Source organism: Pseudomonas sp. Z1-29, assembly GCF_051131995.1.
In the GTDB taxonomy this organism is placed as follows: domain Bacteria; phylum Pseudomonadota; class Gammaproteobacteria; order Pseudomonadales; family Pseudomonadaceae; genus Aquipseudomonas.
Genome location: NZ_CP071645.1, coordinates 4961586 through 4977686, shown reverse-complemented (window position 1 = coordinate 4977686; position 16101 = coordinate 4961586). Strand labels below are relative to the sequence as shown.

Sequence of the window (16101 nt, the reverse complement as noted above, 5' to 3'; positions counted from 1 at the left end):
GGCATAGGTAACTGTTAGTTGTACCACGCGAGGAGTCACCCATGCTGAGTCGAGAACAACGCGCCATCATCCGTTCCACTGTCCCCTTGCTTGAAAGCGGTGGGGAAGCGCTGATCACTCACTTCTACCGCATGATGCTGTCGGAATACCCGCAAGTGCGCCCGCTGTTCAACCAGGCTCACCAGGCCAGCGGCGATCAGCCGCGTGCGCTGGCCAACGGTGTGCTGATGTATGCGCGGCACATCGATCAGCTCGACCAGTTGGGCGACCTGGTGGCGAAGATCGTCAACAAGCACGTGGCCTTGCAGATCCAGCCACAGCATTACCCGATCGTCGGCTCCTGCTTGCTGCGGGCAATCGCCGAGGTACTGGGCGAAGAGATCGCTACACCTGAAGTGATTTCGGCGTGGGGCGCTGCCTATAACCAGTTGGCCGATATCCTGATCGGCGCCGAAACCAGCTTGTATGACCGCAAAGCCGCGGCACCCGGCGGCTGGCGCGGTGAACGTGAGTTCATCCTGACGGCCAAAGTGCAGGAAAGCGCGGAAATCACTTCGTTCTACTTCGAACCGGCGGACAAGGGGCCGATCCTGCAGGCCGAGCCCGGCCAGTACATCGGTATGAAGCTGGTGCTGGACGGTGAAGAAGTGCGCCGCAACTATTCGTTGTCGGCCTTGGCGAACAATGGCCAGTACCGCATCAGCGTCAAGCGCGAGGCGGGCGGACGGGTGTCCAATTACCTGCACGACCATTTCCAGGTCGGCAATAGCATCCAGCTGTTTCCGCCGTCGGGAGATTTTTACCTCACCGCCAGCGACAAGCCGCTGGTGCTGATCAGTGGCGGCGTCGGCATCACTCCGACCCTGGCGATGTTGCAAGCGGCGCTGCAAACCGAGCGCCCGGTGCATTTCATTCACTGCGCACGCAATGGCCAGGTCCATGCCTTTCGCGAGTGGATCGACGACCTGGCCAAGCGGCACCCGCAACTCAAGCGTTTCTACTGTTATGACGAGCACGACGGCGCTGGGCCGGCGGCTGACAAGGTAGGGCTGTTGAGTGAGGAGCAACTGGCGCAGTGGTTGCCCGAGCAGCGAGACCTGGACGCGTACTTCCTTGGGCCGAAGGGCTTCATGGCGGCCATCAAGCGTCATCTCAAGGCCTTGGGCGTACCGCCGGGACAAAGCCGCTATGAATTCTTCGGGCCGGCGGCTGCTTTGGAATAAATGCCAGGGGCATCCGGGTGACCGGGTTGCCTTCTTCGCGAGCAGGCTCGCTCCCACAGAGGATCTGCATTATCCGGAACACGCATGCACGACGCGTGACCTGTGGGAGCGAGCCTGCTCGCGAAAGCGGCGGCATGACCGGCGCTGTCCTGAAATTAATCCCCGCTTAACCTCTTTGCTGTCTATTCCCTCCACATTGCCGACTGCGCTCGTTCACGATCTGCGTGTAGACTTCGGCCATCCGAAAGCGCGCCGGTCGCCGCAAGGCCGCGCGTCGATCCATGCCTATCAAAGGGAAAAGCAATGAGTGAGGAAATGCTGCGGCTGGGCCGTGAGCGGCGCTATCTGGTGCTGCTGGGGTTGATCTGCCTGGGACTGATCGGCGGTGCTTTATATATGCAGGTAGTGCTTGGTGAAGCGCCATGCCCGCTGTGCATCCTGCAGCGCTATGCGTTGTTGCTGATCGCCATCTTCGCCTTCATCGGCGCGGCCATGCGCACGCGCCGCAGCCTGACGGTCTTCGAAGGCCTTGTCGTGCTTTGCGCGCTGGCGGGGGCGGGGGTGGCCGGGCACCATGTGTACACCCAGTTTTTCCCCGCGGTCAGTTGCGGTGTGGATGTGTTGCAGCCGATTGTCGATAGCCTGCCGCTGGCGAAGATCTTCCCGCTGGGCTTCCAGGTCGATGGTTTCTGTTCCACCCCGTACCCGCCGATCCTCGGCCTGTCGCTGGCGCAATGGGCACTGGTGGCGTTCGTCCTCACCGTCGTGCTGGTGCCATTGCTGGTGTCGCGCAATCGCAAGACGCTGCGCTGAAGTATCGTGGAAAAACGCCCCGGCTCTTCTTCGGAACCGGGGCGTTTTACGTTTCAGGGTCGATGAGGCACCGTCTTGATCAGAGGCAGGAACACCCTGCGACAGTGTGCGACATGTTGTCACATATCTGCTGTCTCGCAGCCGTCCCGGGGCCGAATTGCCGCCTCATTCTGCAACAAAAAAACCGCCTGACCACCCTTCGTTTTCAATTGGGAGTCGCTCTGGAGCAGGCATTTTTAACAGCGCAGCGGGTTGCCTTCAAGGCCCCGTAAAATGGGCGCCTAAAGCGGATAAAAGCTCGCCTTAAATTGCTGGAGCTGTCTAAATCGGGCGTAGTAGCCTTACGTTTTTTGGGGTTCTTGTTGAGAATTAATTTCGATAACATGCTGGCCCGTTGCAATATCGGCGGCAGATTATTGCCGGATCGGAGAAAAATTATTTCGGGTTAAGACATGGTCTCGAACGCCGCAGCTCACTACAATCGCCCGCACCGATTTTCCGACCCGGCTCAGGCTTGAGCACGAGAGTGGTCGAAGGGCGCCAGCGCCCCATGCGACCCCAGGTGTCGGTGCCTCCAACTACCCGCACCAAACGGAATTGGGCTTGAACAGGCCTTTGACCAACGAATAAGAACTCACTGCTGGCCCAGGATGTGTCGAACAGCGTCTGACGTTCGACGGGCAGCCCTTATTCAATCCAAGAAAATGCCAACCCTTGGCAGGGTGAAGTGTTGGCGATCAAAACCCAACTGCATTGCGCAAGCTGCTTTAGAGGTCGTGAGATGAGTAAAAACAGGTACCCCCGATTACTAGGCTTGTTGCCGCTGCTCGGCACGTTGCTGCTGGGAGGCTGCAACATGACCCTGCTCGATCCCAAGGGCCAGGTCGGCCTGGATGAGCGAAACCTGATCATCACCGCCACGCTGCTGATGTTGCTGGTCGTCGTGCCGGTTATCGTCATGACGTTCCTGTTCGCCTGGAAATATCGCGCGTCCAACACCAGTGCCACCTACACGCCGAAATGGTCCCACTCGACCAAGATCGAAATCGCGGTGTGGACCATTCCGGTACTGATCATCATTGCCCTGGGTTACATCACCTACAAGTCGACCCACGCCCTGGACCCGTACCGTCCGCTGGATTCCGACGTCAAGCCGATCACCATCGAAGTGGTCTCGATGGACTGGAAGTGGCTGTTCATCTATCCGGAACAAGGCATTGCCACGGTCAACAAGATCGTGTTCCCGGCCCACACGCCGATCAACTTCAAGGTCACCTCCGACACCGTGATGAACTCGTTCTTCATCCCGGGCCTGGGCGGCCAGATCTACGCGATGGCCGGCATGCAGACCAAGCTGCACCTGATCGCCAACCAGAACACCGAACTTGAAGGTATCTCCGCCAACTACAGCGGCGCGGGTTTCACCGGCATGAAGTTCAAAGCGACCGCCACCACCCAGGAAGAGTTCGACGCCTGGGTAAACGAAGTGAAGAAGGCACCTAAACAGCTTGAAAAAGCTGAATACGAAGCCCTTTCCAAGCCGAGCCAGAACAACCCTGTCGAACTCTACTCGTCGGTCACGCCGAACCTGTTCCAGACCATCATCGATAAGTATGAAGGGATGAATCCGGGCAAGCCGATGCATCACGAGAAGAAAGACAAGGAAGTGGCCCACAACATGGAAGGGATGGACATGAGCTCGCATTCAGCTGCCGGGGCAGAGGAGTAAACGATGTTTGGTAAATTAAGTTGGGAAGCGATCCCGTTCCACGAGCCGATTGTCATGGTGACCCTCGCCATCATCGCGCTCGGTGGTCTGGCGTTGTTCGCGGGTATCACTTATTTCAAGAAGTGGACTTATCTGTGGACTGAATGGTTGACCTCGGTCGACCACAAGAAGATCGGCGTGATGTACATCATCGTCGCCATGGTCATGCTGCTGCGCGGTTTTGCCGACGCGATCATGATGCGTACCCAGTTGGCCATGGCCACCGAGGGCTCGCCCGGCTACCTGCCGCCTGAACACTATGACCAGATCTTCACCGCCCACGGTGTGATCATGATCATCTTCATGGCGATGCCATTCTTCACCGGCCTGATGAACCTTGCAGTGCCGCTGCAGATCGGCGCGCGTGACGTTGCCTATCCATTCCTGAACTCCCTGAGCTTCTGGCTGCTGGTGTCCGGCGTGGTGCTGATCAACCTTTCCCTGGGTGTCGGCGAATTCGCCAAGACCGGTTGGGTTGCCTATCCGCCGCTGTCGGGGCTGCAATACAGTCCGGGCGTCGGGGTGGATTACTACATCTGGGCGCTACAGCTATCCGGGCTCGGGACAACGCTGACGGGGGTCAACTTCCTGGCCACCGTGCTGAAAATGCGTACCCCTGGCATGAAGCTGATGGACATGCCGATCTTCACCTGGACCTGCACCTGGGCCAACGTGCTGATCGTCGCTTCGTTCCCGATCCTGACCGCTACACTCGCTCTGCTGACGCTTGACCGCTACATGGATTTCCACATTTTCACCAATGAACTGGGTGGAAATCCGATGATGTACGTCAACCTGTTCTGGGCCTGGGGTCACCCTGAGGTGTACATCCTTATCCTGCCGGCGTTCGGTATTTTCTCCGAAGTCATCTCGACCTTCTCCGGCAAGAAACTGTTTGGCCACCACTCGATGATCTACGCTTCCGGCGCGATCTCGGTACTGGGCTTCATGGTCTGGCTGCACCACTTCTTCACCATGGGTTCGGGTGCCAGCGTCAACGCCTTCTTCGGCCTGGCGACGATGCTGATCTCGATTCCGACGGGTGTGAAGCTGTTCAACTGGCTGTTCACCATCTACCAGGGCCGCCTGCGTTTCACCAGCCATGTGCTGTGGACCCTGGGCTTCATGGTGACCTTCGCCATCGGCGGCATGACCGGCGTACTGCTGGCCATCCCGGGTGCGGACTTCGTGCTGCACAACAGCCTGTTCGTGATCGCGCACTTCCATAACGTGATCATCGGCGGCGCCGTGTTCGGCTACATCGCGGGCTTTGCGTTCTACTTCCCGAAAGCGTTCGGCTTCAAGCTGCACGAAGGTTGGGGCAAGGCAGCGTTCTGGTTCTGGATCTCGGGCTTCTTCGTCGCGTTCATGCCGCTCTATGCACTGGGCTTCATGGGCATGACCCGTCGCCTGAACGCCACCACCAACCCTGAGTGGGTGCCGTACCTGTACGTCGCCATGTTCGGTGCGGTGATGATCGCTGTCGGTATCGCCTGCCAGCTGATCCAGCTGTACGTCAGTGTGCGTGACCGCAAGAAGCCGGAAAACATGTGCGAACACGGTGACCCGTGGAATGCCCATACCCTGGAATGGTCGACTTCTTCGCCACCACCGTTCTACAACTTTGCCGTGCTGCCGAAAGCGGAAACCATCGACCCGTTCACCGAAGCCAAGGAAAACGGTACCGCGTACCAGACTCCGGCCAGGTACGCGCCGATCCACATGCCCAACAACACCGCTACCGGTGTGGTCATGGGGGCTCTGTTGACCGTGTTCGGTTTCGCGATGATCTGGCACATCTGGTGGCTGGCCATCGCCAGCCTGGTCGGCACCGTGGTGTATTTCGCCATCCATGCCGCCCGTGATGATCAGGGCTACATGGTGCCGGTGGATGTCATCGAGCGCATCGAAGCCGAGCAGCACAAGCGTCTGGTCGCGGCCGGGAAAGTCCCAGCCTCCGCCACCCGTGTTGAAACCTCGTTGGAACAGGCTTAAACCATGTCGAACTTAGTGACCAATGTTGGACACGCCCATGGTCATGACCATGGGCACGATGACCATCACCACGACTCGGGCGAGATGACCGTATTCGGTTTCTGGCTCTACCTGATGACCGACTGCATTCTGTTTGCGTCGATCTTCGCGGTATATGCGGTGCTGGTTAACAACGTCGCCGGTGGCCCGTCGGGCCACGACATCTTCGAACTGCCTTATGTACTGGGCGAAACCGCGCTGCTGCTGTTCAGTTCGATCACCTACGGCTTCGCCATGCTGGCGTTGTTCAAGGGCAAGAAAACCCAGGTACTGGGCTGGTTGGCAATGACCTTCCTGCTGGGCGCCGGCTTTATCGCCATGGAGATCAACGAGTTCCACATCCTGATCGCCGAAGGCTACGGCCCTAGCCGCAGCGGCTTCCTGTCCGGGTTCTTCACCCTGGTCGGCACCCACGGTCTGCACGTGACCAGCGGTCTGATCTGGATGGCGATCATGATGTACCAGGTCCAGAAAAACGGCCTGACCGCCACCAACAAGACGCGCCTGAGCTGCCTGAGCCTGTTCTGGCACTTCCTGGACGTGGTGTGGATCTGCGTATTCACCGTTGTTTATCTGATGGGGACCCTGTAAATGGCTAACGCTCATTCCCATGATGGCCACGACGCCGGCCACGGCAGCGTCAAGTCCTACGCGATCGGTTTCATCCTGTCGGTGATCCTGACCGTCATTCCGTTCGGCCTGGTGATGTATCCAACGCTGCCGAAGAGCCTGACGCTCTGGATCATTCTGATCTTCGCCGTGGTCCAAGTATTGGTCCACCTGGTGTACTTCCTGCACCTGGACCGCTCGGCCGCCCAGCGTAACAACGTCATTGCGTTTGTCTTCGCTGCGCTGGTGATCGTACTGCTGGTCGGCTTGTCGTTGTGGATCATGTTCAGCATCCACTCCAACATGATGGCGCACTGAGGAAAGTCCGGATGTCACTGAAGCACTTTATCCAAATCACCAAGCCGGGGATCATTTTCGGTAACGTGCTTTCTGTGGCGGGCGGGTTTTTCCTGGCCTCGAAAGGGCATGTCGATCTGGCCATCTTCCTGGCGGCGATGATCGGCACTTCCCTGGTGGTGGCGTCCGGTTGCGTGTTCAACAACTGCATCGACCGCGACATCGACATCAAGATGGAACGCACCAAGAACCGGGCGCTGGTCCAAGGCCTGATTCCAGTGCAACTGGCCCTGGCATTCGCCACGGTGCTGGGCGTGGCCGGCGTGGCGCTGCTGTATTGGGTGGCCAATCCGTTGGCGGCGTTGTTCGCGGTGATCGGTTTTGTCATCTACGTCGGTCTCTACAGCCTGTACCTCAAGCGCAAGTCGGTCCACGGCACGCTGGTGGGCAGCCTGTCGGGGGCCATGCCGCCGGTGATCGGTTATGTCGCGGTCAGCAACAGCTTCGACATGGCTGCGCTGACGCTGCTGGTGATGTTCAGCCTGTGGCAGATGCCGCATTCCTATGCCATCGCGATCTTCCGCTTCAACGACTACCTGGCGGCTTCGATTCCGGTGCTGCCGGTCAAGCGGGGCATCCAGGTGGCCAAGAAGCACATCCTGCTCTACATCCTGGCCTTCATCGTGGCGACCTTGATGTTGACGTTCAGCGGTTACGCCGGCATGAGCTACCTCGCCGTCGCCGCCGCCATGGGCATGTACTGGCTGTACATGGCCTGGACCGGTTACAAGGCAGTGGATGACACGGTCTGGGCACGCAAGCTGTTCGTGTTCTCGATCTTCACCATCACCGCCCTGAGCGTCATGATGTCCCTGGACTTCAAAGTGCCGAGTGAGCTGCTGCTGACGTACGCACCTTAAGCTTCAGACGCTGCACAAAAAGCCCCGCCTTCGAGAGAAATGCGGGGCTTTTTCATAGGTAATATTCAGGGCGTTGTTGACCTTCCTGTGGGAGCGAGCCTGCTCGCGAAGCGGTGGGTCAGGTGAGCTGGGGCTGACTGACACGGCGCATTCGCGAGCAGGCTCGCTCCCGCAAGGGCCCGGATTCGGGTTTTATTGCTGGGCGATGCTGTAGCCGTCGAAGGCTTTTTGCTGCTGCAAGGCGGTGACGATGCTTTTGCGGGTGACCGGCTGTTCGGTGCCGTCGTTGTCCAGGAAGGTTTCGCTTTCCAGCTCGGCTTCGTCGCCTTCGCCGATGAAGTTGAAGCCGAGGAATTCGAAGGCCTCGCGGTCGACGTTCGGCTTGGAGCGTGGTGTGCGCAAGGGCAGGGTGACGCTGATGCCGTCCTTGCTGATGACAAACACCTCGGCTTCCTTCTTGGCGCGCGCGGCCTTGCCCTTGCCGCCGCTCGGGTTGCTGATGGCCTGATGGGTCTGGTTCAGCACCTTCAGGGCCAGGCCGTAGACCAGTTCCTGGAAGGCCGGGTCATCCTTGTAGCTGGAAAGGATACGGCTGATCGGGAAGCGGCTGCTGAGGTCTTCCAGCGCGGCGAAATCGGCGGCTTCGGCGTCCTTGAGTTGCTTGAGCTGGCCCATCAGTGCGTAGGCCTTGTCATCGTCGAACGCATCGTGAGCCTGGCGAATGGCGGTACGCAGTTCGCGGATCTGGTCGCTTTCGCGGTTCGACTGGAAGGCATCGAGGACCATTTCGCTGATGCTTTTGGCCTGGGGCAGATGCTGTGAAAGATTGATGGAGTTTTCGTATTCCGCTTTGGACGACAGGGAGACTACAGATTCAGCGGTATTGGAATCGGACATTGAAATTTCACTACTTCTGTTAGCGGGATATGGCGAGAAAACGCACGGGGCTTTTTTCGGTCGCCTAATCTATTGGACCCGAGCGGTGTTGTCACGGTCGGACCGGCCACCGGTGACTATTTCAATCGCCCAGCAGCTGCAGCAATCGCAACGCATCGGGCGTCGCGGCGCCGCTGGCGGTGTTGTCGAAGATGCACCAGGTCGGCGTGTCCGGGGCAGCCTTCAGTAGGTCTGCCAGTCGCTGCAGCCAGGCGTCTTCGTAGGCGGAGTAATAAATGCGCGGCGAGCCATGCAGCCGGTAATAACGCACGCCCGCCCAGCCCGCCGGTTGATCGCCGCCCGGCACAGGCGACGGGTCGGCGGCGACGCGGGCGATGCGCTCTTTCTCAAGCAATGCCATGGCCTGTGGCGCGAGCCAGCTCGGGTGCCGGGGTTCGAGTACCGCGTGGCGCTGGTAACGGTCACGCAAGGCTTTGAAAAAGTCCTCGGCCTGGGTGTTATCGAAGGCCAGCGACGGCGGCAACTGGATCAACAGGCAACCAAGTTTCTCCCTCAGTTGCGAGCATTGCCCGAGGAACTCATCCACCAGCCCCTCGCAATCATGCAAGCGCCGCTCATGGGTGATCTGCTTGGGCATCTTGACTGAGAAGCGAAAACCCGCCGGCACACTGTCGGCCCATTTTGCATAGGTGGCGGGACGGTGCGGGCGGTAGAACGAACTGTTGATTTCCACCGCCGGGAAGCGGGCACTGTAGCGCTGCAAATGGGTGCCCTCAAAGGGAAAAGCGGGCCATTGCTCCTTTGGCAATGACCAGCCCGCGCAGCCCACCAACACGGGCGAAGAGGAGAGGGGTCGAGTCGGCAATGGCGAGGACCTGATTGCAAGAGTTACAGCCTATGACCACCGTAGCGGCCTGAGGATCCAGTCGGACATTGCCCGTTCAATCACAAATCACATTCTTGCCGGCCATCTTGGAGCGATACAGTGCCTGGTCAGCCCGATCCAGTAGCGCTGCTTGCGGTTCGTCTTCGTGGCGTTGCACCACGCCAAAACTCATGGTGATCTGGAAACCGCCCACCGGCAGCAGGTCGGACAAGCCTCGGCGAATGGTTTCGGCCAACAGGACTGCATCGGCCTTGGACGTGTTGGGCAAGATCATGATGAATTCATCGCCGCCCCAGCGTACCAGCAGGTCGCCGTCGCGCTCGCAGCGCTTGACCGCCTGTACCACTTGCACCAGCGCCGCGTCGCCGAAAGCATGGCCGTAGCGATCGTTGATGTCCTTGAAATCGTCGACATCCATGGCAATCAGCGACAACTGCTCGCGAAAGCGCTGCGCGCGTTCACAGGCCAATGGTAGCGCCTGTTCCAGGCGATAGCGGTTGGCGACCAGCGTGAGGGCGTCGGTTTCGGCGAGCCTGCGGTTTTCCTCGAGCTGGATTTGCAACTGCTCGTTGACCCGGGACAGTTCGCGGGTGCGTTCTTCGATGATGGCTTCGAGGGACTTGTTACGCCGTTCAAGTTGTTCGAACAGACGCTTCTTGTCATCGATGCTGCGATGGGCACCGATCATGCGGGCGACGCTGCCATCGGGGTTGCGGGCGATCACGTAGCCGCGGTCTTCGATCCAGATATAGGAGCCGTCATAGGCGCGGCAGCGGTATTCGGCCTGGTACTTAGGGGCGCGTTGTTCGAGGTAATCGTCGAATAACGCCATTACATAGGGATAATCTTCCGGGTGGATCACACTCTCCCAGGTCAGCACGGTATTGCTCAGGGAGTGAGGCGTGTAGCCGAGCATCGTGTACCAGCCGGGATTTCGATAGACGAAGCCGGTGTTGGCGTTCCAGTCCCAGATGCCATCGCTGACCAGTTCCATGATGGTGTGCAGCACGTTTTCGTCCAGATCGGACAAATCGAACCGCAGCAAATCGATCTTCGAGGCGTCGTCCATATCGTTCCCTCAATCAGCCCTGATATCAAAATGCTTTCCAGGGGTTAAGAGTAGCCGATGGGGCGGGGCGCCACTAGCGGGAGCAAGCTCCTCGCCACGAGAGGATTATTACTTCAGGGTTTGCTCCACTTTTGCAGCGCAAACTCGACGAAACTGCGCAGCTTCGGCAAACGATAGCGATCCTGGGCGTACATCAGGCTCATTGGCCGGTGGGGCAGTTGATAGTCCTGCAACAGTGCCACCAAGTGTCCATCCTCCAGATCCTGCGCCACCAGCGCGTCCGGCAGCATCACCACGCCCATGCCGGCCAGGGCGGCGCGGTGCAGACCCGACGAGCTGTTGATCAGCATCGGCCCGCGCACCGGCACTTTGATCTCCCCGTCCGGCCCGTTGATGGGCCAGTGCTCCTGGGCGAAACGCCATTCGTCTCCGGCGGAATAGGCAAACGACAGGCAGTCATGCTGTTGCAGGTCTTCGGGTTTTTGCGGCGTGCCGCGCCGTGCCAGGTAGGCCTTGGAGGCGCAGACGGTCAGGGTGTAGTCCATCAGGGGACGAACGATCAGCTTCGGGTCGGGACTGCCCAGGCGAATGGCGACGTCGAAGCCGTGGTCGAGCAGGTCCAGACGCTGGTTGGTCAAGACAACGTCGAGCTTGACCTGGGGATAACGCTGACTGTATTCGGCCAGCGCCGGGGCGAGGCGCTCCGTGCCGAAGGTCAGCGGCGCGGTGATGCGCAAGGTGCCGCTGGGGTCGCCTTGGGTCTGCTCGGCCAGGCGTTCGGAATCGGCAACCAGCCCGATCACTTCCAGGCAGCGCTGATAGTAGGCCGAGCCGAATTCGGTCAAGCGCTGACGACGCGTCGTACGGTTGATCAGGCGCACACCCAGGCGTTGCTCCAGCGCCCGAAGGTGATTGCCGACCATGGTCGTGGACATTTCGCACGCCTGGGCCGCTGCGGTCAGGCTGCCGGTTTCCACCACTTTCACGTAAACGGTCATTGCCTGGAACAGGTCCATTATCAAGCTCTGCTTTTAAATGAATGAAGTAAAGCGAGGTTTATCCATCGAGAGTGGCTAACCATACTGGAAAAAACCACCCGATGGAGCTAGATGTCATGACTGCCGCCTGCCTGATGAGCACTTACCAACCCTTGGCGCTGAACTTCACCCATGGCTTGGGTACGCGCCTGTGGGATCAGGATGGTCGCGAATACCTTGATGCGGTGGCGGGCGTGGCAGTGACCAACGTGGGCCATTCCCATCCGCGGTTGGTGGCAGCCATCAGTGAACAGGCCGGCCTGCTGCTGCACACGTCCAACCTGTACAGCATCGACTGGCAGCAGCGGTTGGCCCACAGACTCACCCAGCTCTCGGGGATGGAACGGGCGTTTTTCAACAACTCCGGCGCCGAGGCGAATGAAACCGCATTGAAGCTGGCCCGCCTGTATGGCTGGCACAAAGGCGTCGAACAGCCGTTGGTCGTGGTGATGGACAATGCTTTCCACGGGCGCACCCTGGGCACGCTGTCCGCCAGCGACGGGCCCTCGGTGCGGCTGGGTTTCAATCGGTTGCCGGGGGACTTCATCAAGGTGCCGTTCGGCGATCTCGGCGCATTGGAAAAAGTCCAGCAAGCCCACGGCGAGCGCATCGTTGCGATCCTGGTAGAGCCGATCCAGGGCGAAAGTGGCGTACAACTCGCGCCACCGGGTTACCTGAACGCTCTGCGGGATTTGTGCAGCCGGCGCGCCTGGTTGTTGATGCTCGACGAGATCCAGACCGGCATCGGCCGCACCGGGCAGTGGTTCGCGTTCCAGCACGAGGGCATCGTCCCGGACGTGATGACCCTCGCCAAAGGCCTCGGCAACGGCGTGCCCATCGGTGCCTGCCTGGCGCGCGGCAAGGCCGCCGGACTGTTCACCCCCGGCAGCCACGGCAGCACGTTCGGCGGAAATCCTCTGGCTTGTCGGGTCGGCTGCACCGTGCTGGACATCATCGAGGAGCAAGGCCTGCTGGAGAACGCCAGACGTCAGGGCGAGCAATTGCTAAGCCGGTTGCGGGCTGAGTTGGCGGACAAGCCGAATGTCCTGGAGATTCGGGGCCAAGGCTTGATGATCGGCATCGAGCTCAAGCAACCGGTGCGCGACCTGACCCTCTGTGCCGCCCGGGATCATGGTTTGCTGATCAACGTCACCCGGGGCAAGACCATTCGCCTGTTGCCGCCGTTGACGATCGACGGGCGGGAAGTCGAGATGATCGTCAGAGGGGTGAGCCGCTGCCTGGCGCAGGCGTGAGGCTACCTCGTCCGGGCCGATGACTCATGGTGATCGGTCCGGGCGAAGCGCAGCGCGACGGGACGGGACGGAATTTTTGACGATTGTCGCGTTCCAACGCCAGCCAGAGTCGATTGCCTACACTTTGGCACTCAGACTGAAAACCCAGGAGCATCTTCATGTTCACCTCGCGTCGCTTGATCGTTGTCGCTACTGCCGTGGCCCTGTTGTCCGGCTGTGCGTCGCCCAACCCCTATGACAACCAGGGCCAGGCCTCTACCGAATCTTCGGGCATGAGCAAAACCGCCAAGTATGGCGGCCTCGGCGCCCTGGCCGGGGCATTGGCCGGTGCGGCCATCGGACACGACAACCGGGGCAAGGGTGCGTTGATCGGCGCGGCGGTGGTGGGGGCCTCCGCGGCCGGCTACGGTTACTACGCGGACCAGCAGGAAAAGAAATTGCGCGCCAGCATGGCCAATACCGGCGTTGAGGTGCAGCGCCAGGGCGACCAGATCAAGCTGATCATGCCGGGCAACATCACCTTCGCCACCGACTCGGCGAACATCGCATCGAGCTTCTACCAGCCGCTGAACAACCTGGCCAACTCCCTCAAGGAGTTCAACCAGAACCAGATCGAGATTGTCGGCTACACCGACAGCACCGGCAGCCGCCAGCACAACATGGACCTGTCCCAGCGTCGCGCGCAGAGCGTGGCGACCTACCTGACGTCCCAAGGTGTCAGCGGCGCCAACCTCTCGGCCCGTGGCGCCGGCCCGGACAACCCGGTGGCAAGCAACGCCGACGTCAACGGCCGTGCGCAAAACCGTCGCGTCGAGGTCAACCTCAAGGCCATTCCTGGCCAGCAGTACCAGGCGCCGCAGCAGCAGGGGCAGACTTACCAGCAATATCCATAACCGCTGGACGGTGATGAAAAAGGGGGCCACGGAAACATGGCCCTTTTTTTGTGACCGGCGCCTGGGCCTTCGTGGCGAGGGAGCTTGCTCCCGCTGGGCTGCACAGCAGCCCCCAGACCATTCACCTCAACCTTCCTGGCACACCGTGGTGGCTGATTTGGGCCTGCTGCGCATGCCAGCGGGAGCAAGCTCCCTCGCCACAAAGTGCTCCCTTAATTCGCTTCTTTCACCGCACTCAAGAATGCGCACGTCCGCTCCTGCTGCGGGTGCTCGAAAATCTGCGCCGGGGTGCCTTGTTCGTGAATCTGCCCCTTGTAGAAAAAGCACACCCGGTCGGCGAATTCCCGGGCAAAGCCCATCTGGTGAGTCACCATCAACATCGTCAGGTTGTGCTCGGCGCCCAGCTTGCGGATCACGCTCAGCACCTCGCCGCACAATTCCGGATCAAGCGCCGAGGTCACTTCATCGAACAGCATCACCTTGGGGCGCATCGCCAGCGCCCGGGCAATCGCCACCCGCTGCTGCTGGCCGCCGGACAACTGCGACGGGTAATGGTCGAGCTTGTTGCCCAGGCCCACCAGCTCCAGCAGGTCGGCGGCGCGCTCGCGGGCTTCCTTGGGGTTCATGCCCAGCACCTGCACTGGCGCTTCGATCACATTTTGCAGCGCGGTCATGTGGGGAAACAGGTTGAAGCTCTGGAACACCATGCCGATCTTGCCACGCACCCGGCGGATGTGCCGGTCATTGGCCGGAACCAGCACGCCGTTGCGGTTGGGCATGTGGGTCAGGGAATCGTCCTCGATGCGGATCTGGCCCTGATCGATGCCTTCGAGCGTCATCAGCACCCGCAGCAGCGTCGACTTGCCCGAGCCGCTGGGGCCGATGATCGCGACCTTTTCACCGGGCGCGACATCCAGGTTCAAATGATCGAGCACGGTGAAACTGCCATAGCTTTTGGTCACGTCCTGGAAACTCACAATCGGCCGGGACGGTGTCGGAATCTGCATGGCCGGGGCCTCCTGCTGCGATGCCAGCGTGCTGCGCCGGGACAAATCGGTGGACGTGGACAGGGGTAAAGTCATTAGCGTAGCTCCATGCGCGTTTCAAGGCGCCGTACCAGCCAAGCCAGGACAAGGCTCAGGGCAAGGAAGAACAGGCCGACCAGGGTGATCGGTTCCAGGTAGCGGAAATGCTCGGAGCCGATGTTCTTGGCCTGTTGCATGATTTCCACCACGGTGATCGCCGACAGCACTGGCGTGTCCTTGAGCATCGCCACCAGGTAGTTGCCCAGCGGCGGCACGATCGGCCGCAGCGCCTGGGGCAGGATGATGTTGCGGTAGGCGTCGTACGGCGCGATGTTCAGCGCGGTCACCGCCTCCCACTGCGCCCGTGGCACGGCGTCGAGGCCACTGCGGTAGACCTCGGCGATGTAGCAGGCGTAATGCAGGCCGATGCCGAGGACGCCGACTTGCATGGCCGTCAGGCTCAGGCCGTAGTTGGGCAGCACGTAGTAAAGGAAGTACACCTGGATCAGCAACGGTGTGCTGCGGATGAACTCGATCACCGCCGTGGCCGGCCACGACAGCCAGAACTTGCGGCTGCGCCGGCCAATCGCCAGGAACAGCCCCAGCACGATCGCGATCAGGAAACCGATCAGGGTAATGCCCACGGTGTTGAGCGACGCGCGCAGCAGGTCCGGGAGGATTTGTGCGGCGTAGGACCAATCGAACAGCGTCATGACAGACCTCCGCGCATCCGGCCCCGGCTCAGCCGCCGCTCGACGTGGCGCATGCCCAGGTTGATGGCCTGGGCGAGGATGAAATACATCACCAGCGCCAGGCTGAAGATTTCCAGGGTCTGGAACGTCGCCTGGTCCAGTTGGCGTGCCCGGAAACTCAGGTCGGACAAAGTGATCAACGACACCAGCGAGGTATTCTTCAACAACTCGATCAGCAGGTTTGTGCCCGGTGGAATGGCCGCCAGCAAGGCCTGGGGCAGGATGATTCGCTTGAAGCGCGTATAGCTGCTGAAGTTCAGCGCCGTGCAGGCTTCGTATTGCCCCTTGGCGACCGAGCTGATCGCGCCACGCATCACCTCGGCCCCGTAGGCGCCGATGTGCAGCCCCAGGCCGACAATCGCCACGGCGTAGGGACTCAGCTCGATGTTGAACGGAGGAAGTGGCAGCACGAAGAATAGCCAGAACAGCTGCACCAGCAGCGAGGTGCCGCGAAACACCTCGATGTAGGTGATGGAAAACCAGCGCAACGCGCGCCACGGCGAGAGCCGTCCGAGTGCCGCCAGCACCGCGGCGACAATCGCCAGCAACGAGCCAAAGAATGTCACCTGGAGCGTGACCCAGGCCCCTTGAATCAATAACGGAAGTAATTCGCCCATGGTTCAAC

Annotated in this window: 16 protein-coding genes; 9 read left to right on the top strand and 7 right to left on the bottom strand. The window is 60.4% G+C overall.

What is annotated here, in order from left to right; translation table 11 throughout:
• Nucleotides 1–41: 41 nt before the first annotated feature.
• The 7 genes from hmpA (at nt 42) to cyoE (ending at nt 7664) form a co-directional block, all read left to right on the top strand.
• Entirely contained in the window at nt 42–1223 is a 1182-nt protein-coding gene (hmpA, locus tag J3P84_RS22660; protein WP_434626011.1) for an NO-inducible flavohemoprotein, read from the top strand.
• Nucleotides 1224–1526: 303 nt separating this feature from the next.
• Nucleotides 1527–2036: a disulfide bond formation protein B gene (locus tag J3P84_RS22655; protein WP_434569750.1), complete on the top strand. Its 510-nt coding sequence runs from the start codon at nt 1527–1529 to the stop codon at nt 2034–2036.
• Nucleotides 2037–2817: 781 nt separating this feature from the next.
• Entirely contained in the window at nt 2818–3765 is a 948-nt protein-coding gene (cyoA, locus tag J3P84_RS22650; RefSeq protein WP_305496696.1) for a ubiquinol oxidase subunit II, read from the top strand.
• Between the two features lie 3 nt (nt 3766–3768).
• Nucleotides 3769–5799, top strand: coding sequence for a cytochrome o ubiquinol oxidase subunit I (gene cyoB / locus J3P84_RS22645; protein WP_434626009.1), 2031 nt, complete (start codon nt 3769–3771; stop codon nt 5797–5799).
• Between the two features lie 3 nt (nt 5800–5802).
• Nucleotides 5803–6429 carry a cytochrome o ubiquinol oxidase subunit III gene (locus J3P84_RS22640; protein ID WP_053125033.1) on the top strand — a complete coding sequence of 209 codons (627 nt, stop codon included), beginning with the start codon at nt 5803–5805 and terminating at the stop codon, nt 6427–6429.
• Nucleotides 6430–6765 (top strand): cytochrome o ubiquinol oxidase subunit IV, encoded by a 336-nt coding sequence (cyoD, locus tag J3P84_RS22635; RefSeq protein WP_249876093.1) that lies wholly within the window; start codon nt 6430–6432, stop codon nt 6763–6765. It abuts the gene before it with no gap.
• 11 nt (nt 6766–6776) lie between these two features.
• The gene (cyoE, locus tag J3P84_RS22630) at nt 6777–7664 is read left to right on the top strand and encodes a heme o synthase (RefSeq protein ID WP_434626006.1); all 888 of its coding nucleotides are present in this window, start codon (nt 6777–6779) and stop codon (nt 7662–7664) included.
• Nucleotides 7665–7856: 192 nt separating this feature from the next.
• On the opposite strand, the gene J3P84_RS22625 is transcribed toward cyoE, so the two are convergent.
• The 4 genes from J3P84_RS22625 to J3P84_RS22610 form a co-directional block, all read right to left on the bottom strand.
• On the bottom strand, nt 7857–8561 hold the full coding sequence (locus J3P84_RS22625) for a hypothetical protein (protein ID WP_434626004.1): 705 nt from the start codon (nt 8559–8561) through the stop codon (nt 7857–7859).
• Between the two features lie 121 nt (nt 8562–8682).
• Complete coding sequence (locus tag J3P84_RS22620) at nt 8683–9426, bottom strand: DUF72 domain-containing protein (protein ID WP_434626002.1); 744 nt, start codon at nt 9424–9426, stop codon at nt 8683–8685.
• Between the two features lie 76 nt (nt 9427–9502).
• Nucleotides 9503–10516, bottom strand: coding sequence for a sensor domain-containing diguanylate cyclase (locus J3P84_RS22615; RefSeq protein WP_434626000.1), 1014 nt, complete (start codon nt 10514–10516; stop codon nt 9503–9505).
• Between the two features lie 113 nt (nt 10517–10629).
• On the bottom strand, nt 10630–11532 hold the full coding sequence (locus J3P84_RS22610; protein ID WP_434625998.1) for a LysR family transcriptional regulator: 903 nt from the start codon (nt 11530–11532) through the stop codon (nt 10630–10632).
• A 98-nt stretch (nt 11533–11630) separates the two neighbouring features.
• Here J3P84_RS22610 and J3P84_RS22605 point away from each other — a divergent pair, with 98 nt between their 5' ends.
• On the top strand, nt 11631–12806 hold the full coding sequence (locus J3P84_RS22605) for an aspartate aminotransferase family protein (RefSeq protein ID WP_434625995.1): 1176 nt from the start codon (nt 11631–11633) through the stop codon (nt 12804–12806).
• Nucleotides 12807–12964: 158 nt separating this feature from the next.
• The gene (locus J3P84_RS22600; protein WP_018604257.1) at nt 12965–13699 is read left to right on the top strand and encodes an OmpA family lipoprotein; all 735 of its coding nucleotides are present in this window, start codon (nt 12965–12967) and stop codon (nt 13697–13699) included.
• 212 nt (nt 13700–13911) lie between these two features.
• On the opposite strand, the gene ehuA is transcribed toward J3P84_RS22600, so the two are convergent.
• From ehuA to ehuC, 3 genes are read right to left on the bottom strand one after another with little or no spacing between them, the layout of a single operon-like run.
• Nucleotides 13912–14781: an ectoine/hydroxyectoine ABC transporter ATP-binding protein EhuA gene (ehuA, locus tag J3P84_RS22595; protein WP_434625993.1), complete on the bottom strand. Its 870-nt coding sequence runs from the start codon at nt 14779–14781 to the stop codon at nt 13912–13914.
• Nucleotides 14781–15437, bottom strand: coding sequence for an ectoine/hydroxyectoine ABC transporter permease subunit EhuD (gene ehuD, locus J3P84_RS22590; protein WP_434625991.1), 657 nt, complete (start codon nt 15435–15437; stop codon nt 14781–14783). Before ehuD ends, ehuA begins: the two co-directional genes overlap by 1 nt.
• A complete protein-coding gene (ehuC, locus tag J3P84_RS22585; RefSeq protein ID WP_434625989.1) occupies nt 15434–16093 on the bottom strand; it encodes an ectoine/hydroxyectoine ABC transporter permease subunit EhuC in 660 nt (219 codons plus the stop codon). Before ehuC ends, ehuD begins: the two co-directional genes overlap by 4 nt.
• Nucleotides 16094–16101: the final 8 nt, after the last annotated feature.